This window comes from Streptomyces sp. MZ04 (assembly GCF_004684775.1).
GTDB lineage: Bacteria > Actinomycetota > Actinomycetes > Streptomycetales > Streptomycetaceae > Streptomyces.
In genome coordinates this window covers 1-13,447 of sequence record NZ_SRIC01000235.1, presented here as the reverse complement: position 1 = coordinate 13,447, position 13,447 = coordinate 1, and the positions used below count along the sequence as shown (strand labels likewise).

13 protein-coding genes are annotated in these 13,447 nt (G+C 72.1%); 7 read left to right on the top strand and 6 right to left on the bottom strand.

The annotated features are described in order from the left end of the window. From E2651_RS33110 to E2651_RS33100, 3 genes are all read left to right on the top strand, one after another. Positions 1–1,430, top strand: a 1,430-nt coding sequence (locus E2651_RS33110; protein WP_135334944.1) for an ATP-dependent DNA ligase, incomplete at its 5' end; no start/stop codon positions are given. Between the two features lie 116 nt (positions 1,431–1,546). Next, entirely contained in the window at positions 1,547–2,032 is a 486-nt protein-coding gene (locus E2651_RS33105; protein ID WP_167828964.1) for a cation:proton antiporter regulatory subunit, read from the top strand. A 4-nt stretch (positions 2,033–2,036) separates the two neighbouring features. After that, positions 2,037–3,299, top strand: coding sequence for a cation:proton antiporter (locus E2651_RS33100; protein ID WP_135334943.1), 1,263 nt, complete (start codon positions 2,037–2,039; stop codon positions 3,297–3,299). 162 nt (positions 3,300–3,461) lie between these two features. Here the strand turns inward: E2651_RS33100 and E2651_RS33095 are convergent, their stop codons facing one another. From E2651_RS33095 to E2651_RS33080, 4 genes are read right to left on the bottom strand one after another with little or no spacing between them, the layout of a single operon-like run. Continuing rightward, positions 3,462–5,306 carry a gamma-glutamyltransferase gene (locus tag E2651_RS33095; RefSeq protein ID WP_167828963.1) on the bottom strand — a complete coding sequence of 615 codons (1,845 nt, stop codon included), beginning with the start codon at positions 5,304–5,306 and terminating at the stop codon, positions 3,462–3,464. 11 nt (positions 5,307–5,317) lie between these two features. Next, entirely contained in the window at positions 5,318–6,376 is a 1,059-nt protein-coding gene (locus tag E2651_RS33090) for an oligopeptide/dipeptide ABC transporter ATP-binding protein (RefSeq protein WP_135334947.1), read from the bottom strand. After that, positions 6,376–6,879: an oligopeptide/dipeptide ABC transporter ATP-binding protein gene (locus tag E2651_RS33085; protein ID WP_280922817.1), complete on the bottom strand. Its 504-nt coding sequence runs from the start codon at positions 6,877–6,879 to the stop codon at positions 6,376–6,378. The genes E2651_RS33090 and E2651_RS33085 overlap by 1 nt, the downstream gene beginning before the upstream one ends. After that, positions 6,873–7,055 carry a hypothetical protein gene (locus tag E2651_RS33080; protein WP_135334942.1) on the bottom strand — a complete coding sequence of 61 codons (183 nt, stop codon included), beginning with the start codon at positions 7,053–7,055 and terminating at the stop codon, positions 6,873–6,875. The genes E2651_RS33085 and E2651_RS33080 overlap by 7 nt, the downstream gene beginning before the upstream one ends. A 248-nt stretch (positions 7,056–7,303) precedes the next feature. On the opposite strand from E2651_RS33080, the gene E2651_RS33075 reads away from it, so the two are divergent. The 3 genes from E2651_RS33075 (at position 7,304) to E2651_RS33065 (ending at position 10,928) form a co-directional block, all read left to right on the top strand. Further along, entirely contained in the window at positions 7,304–7,717 is a 414-nt protein-coding gene (locus E2651_RS33075) for a VOC family protein (protein WP_135334941.1), read from the top strand. A 151-nt stretch (positions 7,718–7,868) separates the two neighbouring features. Further along, on the top strand, positions 7,869–9,395 hold the full coding sequence (locus tag E2651_RS33070) for an MFS transporter (protein ID WP_245239379.1): 1,527 nt from the start codon (positions 7,869–7,871) through the stop codon (positions 9,393–9,395). A 15-nt stretch (positions 9,396–9,410) separates the two neighbouring features. Next, positions 9,411–10,928 carry an MFS transporter gene (locus tag E2651_RS33065; RefSeq protein ID WP_135334940.1) on the top strand — a complete coding sequence of 506 codons (1,518 nt, stop codon included), beginning with the start codon at positions 9,411–9,413 and terminating at the stop codon, positions 10,926–10,928. Between the two features lie 21 nt (positions 10,929–10,949). Here E2651_RS33065 and E2651_RS33060 read toward each other — a convergent pair whose 3' ends face one another. After that, positions 10,950–11,426: a GNAT family N-acetyltransferase gene (locus E2651_RS33060; RefSeq protein WP_135334939.1), complete on the bottom strand. Its 477-nt coding sequence runs from the start codon at positions 11,424–11,426 to the stop codon at positions 10,950–10,952. A gap of 202 nt (positions 11,427–11,628) precedes the next feature. On the opposite strand from E2651_RS33060, the gene hemC reads away from it, so the two are divergent. Further along, entirely contained in the window at positions 11,629–12,564 is a 936-nt protein-coding gene (hemC, locus tag E2651_RS33055) for a hydroxymethylbilane synthase (RefSeq protein WP_135334938.1), read from the top strand. A 7-nt stretch (positions 12,565–12,571) separates the two neighbouring features. Here hemC and E2651_RS33050 read toward each other — a convergent pair whose 3' ends face one another. Further along, a complete protein-coding gene (locus E2651_RS33050) occupies positions 12,572–13,366 on the bottom strand; it encodes a class I SAM-dependent methyltransferase (RefSeq protein ID WP_135334945.1) in 795 nt (264 codons plus the stop codon). Positions 13,367–13,447: the final 81 nt, after the last annotated feature.

Here is a 13,447-nt window from a genome sequence, read left to right as displayed (position 1 = left end):
CCCCCATCGTCATCCCCTACCTCGCGGGCCGCCTCCCCCAGGGAAGGCTCGGCATCGGATGGAGTCTCCTCAAGGAGCCGCCCCCGCCTGCCGCCGAGCCGACCCTCACCGTCCGGGCCACGGACAACACGCTGACCGCCATCGGCGCCCTCTCCGGCCAGGGGTCCCAGGCCGAACGCAAGCGGCTGGTGAGGGAGTTGATGGGGGCCGCCACCGGCGAAGAGCAGCGGTTTCTCTTCGGGCTGCTGACCGGTGAAGTCCGGCAGGGTGCGCTCGACGCCATCGCCGTGGAAGGTCTCGCCCGAGCCACACAGGCGCCTCCGGCCGCCGTGCGTCGCGCGGTGATGCTGGCCGGGGCGGTGACCCCTGTCGCCGAGGCTCTCCTCGCCAGGGGGCCGAGCGCCCTGGACGAGTTCCGGCTCAGCGTCGGCCGGCCCGTGCTCCCGATGCTGGCGCACGGCGCGGGATCCGTCACCGAAGGCGTCGGCAAACTGGGGGTGCCCTGCGCCGTCGAGGAGAAGCTGGACGGCATCCGTGTCCAGGTGCACCGCGACGGGGACGATATCCGCGTCTACACCCGCACCCTCGACGACATCACCGACCGGCTTCCCGAACTCACCGCTGCCGCAAAGGAATTGGCGGATGAGTCCTTCATTCTCGACGGTGAGGTCATCGCGCTCGACGGCGACGGCAGGCCCCGCCCCTTCCAGGAGATCGCCGGTCGCGTCGGGTCCCGCGTCGACGTCACCACCGCCGCCGCCGAACTCCCCGTATCGCCCGTCTTCTTCGACGCCCTGTACACCGACGGGCAGGATCTGCTCGATCTGCCGTTCACCGTGCGGCACATCCGTCTGGCGCGGCTCGTTCCCGAGGCCATGCGCGTGCGGCGCAGCGTCGTCGACGACCCCACCGACGAGGCCCAACTCCGCGCCGCCGAGGAGTTCTTCGCCGACACGCTGGGCCGTGGCCATGAAGGCGTCATGCTCAAGGCGCTCGACGCGCCCTACAGCGCCGGCCGTCGCGGGGCGAGCTGGCTGAAGGTCAAGCCCGTGCACACCCTGGACCTCGTGGTCCTGGCCGCCGAGTGGGGGCACGGGCGGCGGACCGGCAAGCTCTCCAACCTGCATCTGGGCGCCCGGCGCGCCGACGGGACGTACGCCATGCTCGGGAAGACCTTCAAGGGCATGACCGACGCGATGCTGGCCTGGCAGACGGAGCGGCTGCGCGAGCTCGCCGTCAGCGACGACGGATTCCTCGTGACCGTGCGCCCCGAACTCGTCGTCGAGATCGCCTACGACGGGCTGCAGAAGTCCACCCGCTACCCCGCCGGCGTCACACTCCGCTTCGCCCGGGTCGTGCGCTACCGCGAGGACAAGTCGCCCGCCGACGCCGATTCGGTCGAGACGGTGCTGGCCGAGCGTCAGCCATAGCCCCTCTAGTCGGGGAGCGGGGCGTCTACCACCAAGTTCAGGCAAAGATCAGGCCGATAGGGTGACCTTAACGCTTTATTGACGCCCATTCGCATCAACGGCCTTAGGGGAGAGCTGTGCCCGCATCACGCCTGAGCCAGACGCCGCTTCCAGGCATCGGCATCCGGTACGACCTGACCACCCGAGAACAGCGGCAGATCTCGGTGGTCGCGCACCGGGACGGCGCACGCACGCTCAGCGCCTACCGTGCCGACGACCCCGACGCGTGCGCGCTGTCGCTGCGGCTGAGTTCGGGCGAGGCGGCCGCGCTGATCGACGCGCTGATGCCCTCGCACCACAGCCCGAACCTGCTGCACACCACCGACCTCGGTCTCGTCGCCGAGCGCATCGAGGTGTCCGGCACCTCGCACTGGAACGGGCGGGTGCTCGGCGAGACGCAGATGCGGACCGAGACCGGCGCCTCCATCGTGGCGGTCCTTCGCAGGGCCGAGGCGATCCCGTCCCCCGCGCCGGACTTCCGCCTCGCGGGCGGGGACACCCTCATCGTGATCGGCACCCGCGAGGGTGTGGAGAGCGCCGCCGCGATACTCGGGCGGGAGTGATTCGATGCACTCCGCTGTCTTCCTGATCGAGTTCGGCGCGATCATCCTCGCGCTCGGGCTGCTCGGCAGATTCGCCGGACGGTTCCGCTTCTCCCCCATCCCTCTCTATCTGCTCGCCGGGCTCGCGTTCGGCGAGGGCGGGCTGCTTCCGCTGGGCGCCAGCGAGGAGTTCGTGGCGATCGGCGCCGAGATCGGCGTCATCCTGCTGTTGCTGATGCTGGGGCTCGAGTACACGGCGAGCGACCTGGTCAGCAATCTCAAGACCCAGTACCCGGCCGGTCTGGTCGACATGGGGCTCAATGCCGTGCCGGGCGCGATCGCCGCGCTGCTCATGGGGTGGGGGCCGGTGGCCGCCGTCGTCCTGGCGGGCGTCACCTGGATCTCCTCATCCGGAGTCATCGCGAAGGTGCTCGGCGACCTGGGCCGGCTCGGCAACCGCGAGACCCCCGTCATCCTCAGCATCCTGGTCCTCGAAGACCTGGCGATGGCCGTGTATCTGCCCATCATCACGGCCCTGTTGGCCGGTGTCGGCTGGGCCGCCGGCAGTCTCACCCTCGCCATCGCACTCGGCGCCGCCGGTCTGGTGCTGTTCCTCGCCGTGCGCTACGGCCGGGTGATCTCGCGCTTCGTGTCGAGCGACGACCCCGAGAAGCTGCTCCTGGTCGTCCTCGGTCTGACCATCCTGGTCGCCGGGATCGCGCAGCAGCTCCAAGTCTCGGCCGCCGTGGGCGCGTTCCTGGTCGGTATCGCGCTTTCTGGGGAGGTCGCCGAGGGGGCGCACACTCTCCTCGCGCCGCTGCGGGACCTGTTCGCCGCCGTGTTCTTCGTCTTCTTCGGTCTGCACACCGATCCGGCGAGCATTCCTCCGGTGCTGCTTCCCGCGCTCGCCCTCGCGGTCGTGACGGCGTGCACGAAGATCGCCACGGGGTACTGGGCGGCCCGCCGCGCCAAGATCTCCGTCAAGGGACGGTGGCGGGCGGGCGGCGCCCTTGTGGCGCGCGGCGAGTTCTCCATCGTCATCGCGGGGCTCGCCGTCACGGCGGGCATCGAGCCGTCGCTCGGCCCGCTGGCCACGGCGTACGTCCTGATCCTCGTGATCGTCGGCCCGCTCACCGCACGCTTCGCGCAGCCGGTGGCCGCGCGGGTGAGCGGCGCCGTCTCGCGCCGCCGAGAGGCCGCGAACGCGGTGGCCCTGCCGTCGCCCCGAGAGCCCGAGCGGGCGACCGAGGAGTCGCTCGACGGGCAGGGTACGAGCGGCCGGTCCTGACGCCCGCCTTCGGCCGGGTACGCGGCGCGCGACGCCCCGTATCCGGCCGAGCCGCAGGGATCCTCGGATCGGTGTCTGCCGGGTACGCGCCGTTGCCGACCGCGGATCGTGGTCCGTCCTCGCGCAGTTCCCCGCGCCCCTCCGGGGCGCTCTTCGGGTTCTTCACCGCCCCACGGCATACCCCTGCATCCCGCGCGGATTCGCCGCCGCCAGGAGCACCCCGGTCCGCGGATCCCGCGCCACCGCGCACAACCGCCCCTCCGACCAGGGTTCGCCCACCGTCACGTCGTGCCCGCGCCGCCGCAGCTCCTCGATGACCGCCTCGCCCATACGGGACTCGACCGTGACGCTTCCCGGGCGCATGCCACGCGGGTAGAAGGAGCCGGGGAAGCTGTCGTTGTGCCAGTTGGGGGCGTCGACGGCGCCCTGGAGGTCGAGGCCGCCGCGTACCGAATCGCGCAACGCGACCGCCAGGAAGAAGTGCACCTGCCACTGGTCCTGCTGGTCGCCACCGGGGGTGCCGAAAGCCATCACCGGTACGCCGTCCTTGAGTGCGAGGGACGGGGTCAGGGTGGTGCGCGGACGGCGGCCCGGCGTGAGGGAGTTGGGCAGCCCCTCCTCGAGCCACGCCATCTGGAGGCGGGTGCCGAGCGGGAAGCCCAGCTCCGGCACCACGGGGTTGGACTGCAGCCAGCCGCCGCTCGGCGTGGCCGCGACCATGTTGCCCCAGCGGTCGACGACGTCCAGGTGGCAGGTGTCGCCACGGGTGGAGCCGTCCGCCGAGACGTCCGGTTCGCCGGGCACGGGCGAGGCGACGGTCGGCTCACCGGCACCCGCTCCGGAGAGGCCCAGCGCGTCGAAGCCTTCCTCTCCCTCGGCCACGGCGCGCGCGTGGCCGGAGATCTTCGGGGTGCGTCCGCCGGGGCTTCCGGGGCGCAGTTCGTGCGATGCCTTGTCGCCGATGAGCGTGCGCCGCTCCTCGTTGTAGGCGGGGGACAGCAGATCGGCGACGGGGACCGTGTCGTCCCCGTCCGCGTCCCCGTACCAGGCCTCGCGGTCCGCCATGGCGAGCTTGCAGCCCTCGATCAGCCGATGCACGTAATCGGCCGAGCCGTACGCGGGCAGGTCCGCGAGGTCGGAGGGAAGCAGGGCCAACTGCTGGAGGAAGGCCGGGCCCTGGCTCCAGCCGCCCGCCTTGCACAGCGTCCAGCCGTTCCAGTCGTACGTCGCCGGGGCCTCGTACGTCGCCTCCCAACCGGCGAGGTCGGCGGCCGTCAGCGTTCCGGTGTGCCGGGATCCGCTGGTGTCCAGCGTGGGGCGCGCCGCCTGGCGGATCAGCGCCTGGCCGATGAACCCTTCGCTCCAGATCTTCCGCGCGGCCTCGATCTGCTCGGTGCGCGAGCCGTCGCCCGCCTCCTCGATCAGGCGGCGCCAGGTCGCGGCGAGCGCGGGGTTGCGCAGGAGTTCACCGGGGCGCGGGGCGTGGCCGTCCGGCAGATAGACCTCGGCCGACGACGGCCATTCCGTCTCGAAGAGCTCGCGCACCGTCTCGACGGTCTCGCCGACGCGCTCCACGGGTGCGTGCCCGTCATCGGCGTACCCGATCGCGTACTTGAGGACTTCGGCGAGGGACTTGGTGCCGTGGTCGCGCAGGAGCACCATCCACGCGTCGAAGGCGCCCGGCACGGCGGCGGCAAGGGGTCCCGTGCCCGGTACGAGCTCCAGGCCGAGCGAGCGGTAGTGCTCGACGGTCGCTCCGGCCGGCGCGACGCCCTGCCCGCACAGGACCCGCACCTCTCCCCCGGCGGGCGCCAGGATGATCGGCACCTCGCCCGCCGGGCCGTTGAGGTGCGGCTCGACGACGTGCAGGACGAAGCCCGCGGCGACCGCGGCGTCGTAGGCGTTGCCGCCGTCCTCCAGGACGGCCATCGCGGACTGGGAGGCGAGCCAGTGGGTGGAGGACACCATGCCGAAGGTGCCTTGGAGGGTCGGCCGGGTGGTGAACAAGGGGGCTGCTCCTAGCGTGCGGTGCGGGTACTGGGGATCGTACGGAGGGTCTGGGCGGCGGCAGCCGCGTCCGGAGCCGTGCCGTCGTCGGCGACGAGGTGGCAGGAGACCTGGCGGCGGCCGTCTCCCGGGAGTTCGCGCAGTTCGGGGACCTCGACGCGGCAGCGGTCGACGGCCAGCGGGCAGCGCGTGTGGAAGCGGCAGCCCGGTGGCGGGGCGAGGGGGCTCGGCAGTTCTCCGCTGAGGACGATGCGCTCGCGGGTGCGCTGGAGGGCCGGGTCGGGGACGGGCGCGGCCGACAACAGCGCCTGCGTGTAGGGGTGTTTGGGGGCGGCGAACAGCTCGGCGGTCGGGGCCTGTTCGACGATCTGGCCGAGATACATGACCGCGATGCGGTCGGCGAGGAACTCCACGGCGGCCAGGTCGTGGGTGATGAACAGGCACCCGAAGCCGCGGTCCCGCTGAAGATCGGCGAGGAGGTTGAGGACGGAGGCCTGGACGGAGACGTCGAGGGCGGAGGTGGGTTCATCGGCCACCAGGAGGTCCGGGTCGACGGAGAGCGCGCGGGCGATGGAGATACGTTGCCGCTGCCCGCCGGAGAGTTCGTGCGGATGCCGGTCGGCGTACTCGGGGCGCAGGCCGACCTGGGCGAGGAGTTCGGCGACACGCGCGCGTGCCGCGTCTCCCCTGGCGATGCCGTGCAGGCGCAGGGGTTCGGCGACGATCTGCCCGACGGTCATGCGCGGGTCGAGCGAGGAGGAGGGGTCCTGGAAGACGAGGTGGAAGTCTTTGCGCAGGGGCCGCAGGGCGCGCCGCGAAAGGCGGGTCACGTCCCGGCCGTTGATGCGGACGGTGCCGCCGGTGGGGTCGTCGAGGCGTACGGCGCAGCGGCCCACCGTCGACTTGCCGCTCCCCGACTCCCCTACGAGTCCCACGACTTCACCCTTGCCGACGGTGAGCGTGACGCCGTCGGCGGCGCGCACGATACCGCCGGTTCCCGCGAAGTGCCGCTCCAGGCCGGTGAGTTCGAGTACCGGAGCCGCGTCCCTCTCGCGCGTCTGGGTGGGGATCACTGGCCGGCCTCCTGGGTGGTGGGCGTGAGCGCGGGGGCGTCCTGCGGATGCCAGCAGGCCGCCCGGTGCGCGGCATCGGCTCCGGCGTGCAGGGAGACCGGCTTGAAGGCGGGCCGACCCGTCGTGCACCGGTCGTCGGCGTGCGCACAGCGCGGGGCGAAGGTGCAGGCGTCGGGCTGTGCGTCGAGGCTCGGCACCAGGCCGGGGATCTCGGGCAGGCGGCGCTTGCCCTCGCCGCCGGGGCGAAGGACCGCGCCCAGCAGTCCGCGGGTGTACGGGTGGCGCGGCTCGGCGAACAGCTCGTCCACCGGGGCCTGTTCGACGGGGCGTCCCTCGTACATGACCAGAACCCGGTCGGCGGTGTCGGCCACCACGCCCAGGTCGTGGGTGATCAGCACGATCGCGGTGCCGAGCCGTTCCCGCAGGGACTGCAGGACTTCGAGGATGCCCGCCTGGACCGTGACGTCGAGCGCGGTGGTCGGCTCGTCGGCGATCAGCACGGACGGGTCGCAGCCTTGCGCAGGGCGACGGTGAGGGTGCCGCCGTCACGCACGGGACGGTCGTCGGTCATGCGCTCACCACCGACCTCGGTGGCCGAGGACTGCAAGGAGCCGTAGCCCGCCGTCAGGGACATCACCAGGGCAACTGCCGCAAGGGCAACCGCTTTTCGGCGCACGGGTGGATACCTCCGCCAGGTGGTTCCGGGCTGATCGCGGACGATCAAGGAATACCGCAGAACGTATTTCGCATACAGTCCGCACACAAGAGGCCCGGCTGAATGACGGACCGGATTTGATGAAGATTGAATGACCGAAAGCGACAATCCGCTCCGGAACCGTCCCCGGTCCTTCCCGGCGGGCCGTTGTCAGTGCGCCGCGCTACGCTCCGCGCAACTGACCGTTCACCCCGTTCTGGGAGGTTTTCATGGCCTCGCGCCTCAACCCGTACATCAGCTTCGACGGCGATGCCCGCCAGGCGATGGAGTTCTACAAGGAGGTCTTCGGCGGCGAGCTCGCGCTCAACACCTTCGGCGAGTCCGGCCAGCAGGGCACTCCGCACGCCGACCAGATCATGCACGCCATGCTGGAGGCGCCCAACGGCTTCACCCTGATGGCCGCCGACACCCCGCCCGGCATGCAGCACAACCCGGGCACCAACTTCTCGGTGAGCCTCAGCGGCGACGACGAATCCGAGCTGCGCGGCTACTGGGAGAAGCTGTCCGCCGGCGGCACGGTGGCCGTGCCGATGGAGAAGCAGATGTGGGGCGACGTGTTCGGCATGTGTACGGACCGGTTCGGCATCCCCTGGATGGTCAACATCAGCGAGCCGCAGGGCTGAGGTACAGGGCGCGTGCGGCGGCGGGGCCGACTCCGCCGCCGCACCCGTCGGCCCCGCTCCCGGGCCCATCGGCCCAGGTCGCGGGCCCGCACCAGCACGCCTACCGTGTGACGGGGGTGTCTCGTGTGACGGGGGCGTCTGGAGGCCACCGATGGACCGCTCGCCCATGCCGGAACCCTTCGAGACCGCACAGTCGGCAGGATCACCACCCGGCTCCGCGCCGCACATCAGCGGCGGCCGGCACGAGCACCGCTGGCTGATCCTGGGAGTCATCGGGATCGCCCAGCTCATGGTGATCCTCGACGCGACGATCGTGAACATCGCACTCCCGTCGGCCCAGCAGGACCTCGGGTTCAGCGACGGCAACCGCCAGTGGATCGTCACCGCGTACGCACTCGCCTTCGGCAGCCTGCTGCTGCTCGGCGGTCGCATAGCCGACCTGGTGGGCCGCAAGGCCGTCTTCCTCGCCGGACTCGCCGGATTCGCCCTCGCATCGGCCCTCGGCGGCGCGGCGACGAGCTTCACCATGCTGGTCGTGGCCCGCGCCCTCCAAGGCGTGTTCGGCGCGCTGCTCGCACCCGCCGCGCTGTCCCTGCTCACCACGACGTTCACGGACCCCAAGGAGCGGGCGAAGGCGTTCGGCATCTACGGCGCCATCGCGGGCGCGGGCGGCGCCGTCGGCCTGCTGCTCGGCGGCGTGCTGACCGAGTACCTGGACTGGCGCTGGTGCCTCTACGTGAACCTGATCTTCGCGGCGGTCGCGATGCTGGGCGGCGCCCGGCTGCTGCACGGCGGCAGGCCCACGGACCGGCCGAAACTCGACGTCCCCGGCACGCTGCTCGTCTCCACGGGCCTGTTCTGCATCGTCTACGGCTTCTCGAACGCCGAGACGCACGCCTGGAGCGACGTCGACACCTGGGGGTTCCTGGTCGTTGGCGCCGTCCTCGTGGCCGCCTTCGCCTGGTGGCAGACGCGGGCCGAGCATCCGCTGCTTCCGATGCGGGTGGTGCTCGACCGGGACCGCGGGGCGTCGTTCCTGGCGATGTTCATCTCGGGTGCCGGCCTGTTCGGCGTGTTCCTGTTCCTGACGTACTACCTCCAGCAGATCCTCGGCTACACACCCGTCAAGACCGGCCTCGCGTTCCTGCCGATGGTCGCCGTGATGGTGGTGGTCTCGGTCGTCACGACCAACTCGCTCGTGCCACGGTTCGGCGCGAAACCGATCGTGCCGCTCGGCATGGGGCTCTCGGCGGCCGCGATGGCCTGGTTCACCGCCCTCGACGTGAGCAGCGGATACGCCGCGCACGTCCTTCCGCCGCTGCTCGTCGCCGGTCTGGGCCTCGGCCTGATCTTCGCCCCTGCGATGAGCATGGCGACCGCCGGTGTCGCCGCGCACGACGCGGGTGTCGCGTCGGCGATGGTCAACACCAGCCAGCAGGTGGGCGGTTCGATCGGAACGGCCCTGCTCAACTCGCTCGCCACCACCGCCGCGGCCAACTACCTGGTGGGCAAGGAGCCGACGCCTGAGGTGCAGGCCCAAGCCGCGATGGAGAGCTACTCGACCGCGTACTGGTGGTCGGCTCTCTTCTTCGCCGTCGGCCTCGTCGTTACGGTCGTGCTCTACCGCCGCGGTGCTCCCGTCCAAGCGGAGACGAGCGGCGGCGCGGTGCACATGTAGGAGGAGGGCGAGGCGATGGCGTCCACATCGGAGGCTTCGGCGACGGACAGCGCCGACGGCGGTGTCGCACTGGCCTCGCCGCGGGGCCGCTGGGTCCTCGCCTGCGCCGTACTCGCCTCGGGCATGGCGATGCTCGACGGCACGGTGGTCAATGTCGCCCTGCCCACCCTCGGCCGCGACCTCGACACCTCGATCGCCTCGCTGCAGTGGGTCGTCAACGCCTACATGCTCACCCTCTCCTCGCTGCTGCTCCTGGGCGGCGCGCTCGGCGACCGCATCGGGCGGCGGCGCACCCTGGTCATCGGCATCGTGTGGTTCGCCCTCGCATCGGCGCTGTGCGGGATCGCTCAGAACGCGGGGATGCTCATCGCGGCCCGCGCGCTCCAGGGCATCGGCGGAGCACTGCTCACGCCGGGCTCGCTGGCGCTGGTGCGTACGTCGTTCCGCCCGCGGGACCAGGCACGCGCGGTGGGCGCGTGGTCGGGGCTCGGCGGCGTCGCGGGGGCGATCGGGCCGTTCCTCGGCGGCTGGCTGATCGACGGTCCCGGCTGGCGCTGGATCTTCCTGATCAATGTGCCGCTGGCCGCGCTCGTGCTCGTAGCGGCACGTCATGTCCCCGAGAGCCGCGCCGAGGGCGCCGGGGACAAGCCGTTCGACGTGACGGGGGCGTGCCTGGCCGCGCTGTTCCTCGCGGGCATCAGCTTCTCGCTGATCGGGGCGTCGGGCGACTCCTCGGCGGCGGCCGTCCTGCCGGGCCTGCTCGGCCTCGTGGCGGGCGTCGTCTTCGTCCTGGTCGAGCACCGCCGAAAGGACCCCATGCTGCCGCTCCCCCTCTTCCGCTCCCGCCTGTTCAGCGCGGCGAACGTCATGACGCTCTGTCTGTACGCGGCCATCGGCGGGCTCTTGTTCATGCTGCCGGTGCAGTTGCAGACGACGCTGGGCTACGACGCCCTGGAGGCGGGCACGGCGACGCTGCCCATCACCGTCCTCATGCTGCTGCTCTCGGCGGCCGCCGGTGATCTCTCGCGGCGGGTCGGTCCCACGCTGCCGCTGGTCGCGGGCCCGCTCATCGCGGCCGCCGGGGCGCTGCTGATGCTGAGGATCGAACCGGGTGCCTCGTACGTCACCTCCGTCCTGCCCGCGGTCGTCGTCCTCGGCCTGGGGATGAGCATGTTCGTCGCCCCGCTCACCGCGACCGTCCTCGCCTCGGTGGACGCGAGCCGCGCGGGCCTTGCCAGCGGCGTCAACAACACCGCGGCGCGGGTCGCGCAGATGCTCGTCGTGGCCGCCCTGCCGCTCGCGGTCGGCCTGTCCGGGACGGCGTACGCGGATCCGGTCGCGCTCGACAGCGCGTTCGGCAAGGCGGCCGTGGGCTGCGCGGGCCTCTTCGTCCTCGCGGCGACCGCAGCGGCGGTCTTCATCCGCCCGAGCCCCGGCGCCTGGCACGAGGAGCCGGGGAACACGCCGCGGTGCAAGTCCCATCTCGGGGTCGGCGCACCGCCGTTGGAGCCGGGAAAGGACTGCGCGGGGTGAGGTCCCGCACGGCTGGGCCCCTCAGAGCGGGGATTCGACGTCACGTACGAAGAGGGTGACCGTCACGCTCTCCTTGAAGCCGTTGCGCCGCATGAGCGCGGCGGACGCGGTGTTGCGTGCGGCGACATCGGTCACGACGGCGGTGGCACCGGCGGCGGTCAGCGTCGCGCAGCAGGCCTGTACGAGGTGGCTGGCGACGCCCTGCCCCTGATAGTCAGGGGCGCTGGCGATCCACTCCAGGTTCCCCCAGTCCGCACGCTGGTCGAAGCCCATGGAGCCGAGGACGAACCCGGCGAGGCGCTCACCGTCGAGCGCCACCCAGCAGGCGGAGGCGTCGGCGTCCATGTGCCCGGCGACGGCCGAGAGCGACCAGGATGTGTACGGCTTCACCGTGGTGTCGTACAACTCCCGGCCGAGGGCGAGGACGTCGACCAGATGGGTGGGCGCCATCGGTTCCAGGACGATCGGGGACCGCTGGTGACCGGCGGGGGCGGACATGGGACCTCCCAGGTGACTGACGCCGCGGACGGCACGAGGGCCTGACGCCGGGCGCAGACCGCTCCTCACGCTATGAGGCCGACGGGCCCGGCGCATGCCGAGCCCGGCGGAGGCTCCGGCGCCGCCGCCCCCGTGCTCGAAGCGGCGTCGAGGTGACCAGCCCTTGTCCCGGCGGGTGTTGGCAGGGCCTATCGTGGTGTACATGTCCGCTCCTGAGCTGATCCGCATCGTCTCCCGTTCCTCGCCCATGGCGCTCGCCCAGGTGGAGCGCGTCCGCGCCGAACTGGCCGCGCTGCACCCGGGGATCCGCACCGAGGTCGTACCGGTCACGACGTCCGGTGACCGCTGGATGGGGGACCTGGCGAAGCTCGGCGGCAAGGGCGCGTTCACCAAGGAGGTCGACGCGGCGCTGCTCTCCGGCGAGGCGGACCTCGCGGTGCACTGCGTCAAGGACGTGCCCGCTGACCGGCCGCTGCCCGCGGGCACCACCTTCGCCGCTTTCCTCAAGCGGGACGACATCCGTGACGCCCTCATCCACCCCGGCGGGCTCACCCTGGACGAGCTGCCCGCGGGCACCCGCATCGGCACGTCGTCGGTGCGGCGCATCGCCCAACTCGCGGCCTCGCACCCGGAGTTGGAGTGCGTACCGATGCGCGGGAACGCAGGGCGCCGGATGGAGAAGCTGGCCGCGGGCGACGCGGACGCGCTGCTGCTCGCCGTGTCCGGCCTCGAACGCATCGACCGCATGGACGTGGCGACCGAGGTCCTCTCGGTGGAGACGATGTGCCCGCCGATCGGCGCCGGGATCCTGGCGCTCCAGTGCCGCGAGGAGGACACGGACACCATCGACGTCGTGTCCGGCCTCGGCGACCCCGACGCGTGGCGCGAGGCGACCGCCGAGCGGATGTTCCTGCACGTCCTGCAGGGGCACTGCAACTCCCCCATCGCCGGGTACGCCCGCTGCGAGCCGAGCGGCGACCTGTCGCTGCGCGCCCGCGTCTTCACCCCTGACGGCAAGACGGTCCTGAACGCCCACGAGTGGGCCGGACGGCTCGACCCGGCGACGCTCGGCACGTCCGTGGCGGTGACGCTGCTGCGCCAGGGTGCGCGCGAGCTCATCGACTCGATCGCGCACTGACGTACGCCTACCGACCGGGGCGGCGCGCCACCCAGAGCTGACGCGTGGAGCGCACCACGAGGTCGTCACGGTGCCGCACGTCCTGGGGACCGCCGTCGAGGAGGGCGTCCAGCGCGGCCAGGTCCGCGGGGTCGATCCGGCCGTCGAGCGTGCCGCGGATGCCGCCGAGGGTGAGGTGCGCGTAGCGGCCCGCGCCTTCGGGCAGGGGTGAGCGCAGCTCCAGCTGCTCGGTGCGCTCCTGCTCGACGGTGAGGCCGGCCACCGTGAGCAGCGCGCCCCAGTCGGCACCCAGGTGCGGCACGTGCTCGGTGTGGAGTGTGTCCAGCGCATCGCGGCAGCGGGTCTCCAGGCCTGGCCGGTCCGGTACGGCGTCGGCGGGCAGGAAGCGCGGCATGCCGTCCAGTTCGGCGACGGCCAGCAGACCGCCGGGACGCAGCGCGGTGTGGATTCCGGCGAGGGCCGCGGCGGGGTCGTCCAGATGGTGCAGGGAGGCCGAGGCCCAGACGAGGTCCGCGTCCGTGATGCCGGGCAGGCCTGCGCCGGCGTCCGCCTCCAGCACGCTGACGCGGTCGCCAAGGCCCCGAGCGCGGGCGGCCTCGGTGAGCCGGTCCAGCATCTCGGCCGAGCTGTCGACGGCCGTCACCCGGGCCGCGGGGAACTGCTCGAGGAGCGCGAAGGTGCCGGTGCCGGTGCCCGCGCCGAGGTCGACGATGTGCGTCACGTCGCTCCCCGCCAGGCATGCGACCCGGCCGGTGACGGTGGTGAGGTAGGAGGCGAACAGCGCGGCGTCGAGATCGAGTATCTCGGCGAGGTTGTGCTGCGGTGCGGCGCCGTGCGTCGCGGCGGCGGCTTCGCCGTGAGGGTGGGGGCCGGTGCCGTGCGG

Coding starts and splice junctions, on each gene's coding strand:
- E2651_RS33100 (WP_135334943.1), top strand. CDS start 2,037: ATGCACTCCGCTGTCTTCCTGATCGAGTTCGGCGCGATCATCCTCGCG.
- E2651_RS33075 (WP_135334941.1), top strand. CDS start 7,304: ATGGCCTCGCGCCTCAACCCGTACATCAGCTTCGACGGCGATGCCCGC.
- E2651_RS33070 (WP_245239379.1), top strand. CDS start 7,869: ATGGACCGCTCGCCCATGCCGGAACCCTTCGAGACCGCACAGTCGGCA.
- E2651_RS33065 (WP_135334940.1), top strand. CDS start 9,411: ATGGCGTCCACATCGGAGGCTTCGGCGACGGACAGCGCCGACGGCGGT.
- E2651_RS33060 (WP_135334939.1), bottom strand. CDS start 11,426: ATGTCCGCCCCCGCCGGTCACCAGCGGTCCCCGATCGTCCTGGAACCG.
- hemC (WP_135334938.1), top strand. CDS start 11,629: ATGTCCGCTCCTGAGCTGATCCGCATCGTCTCCCGTTCCTCGCCCATG.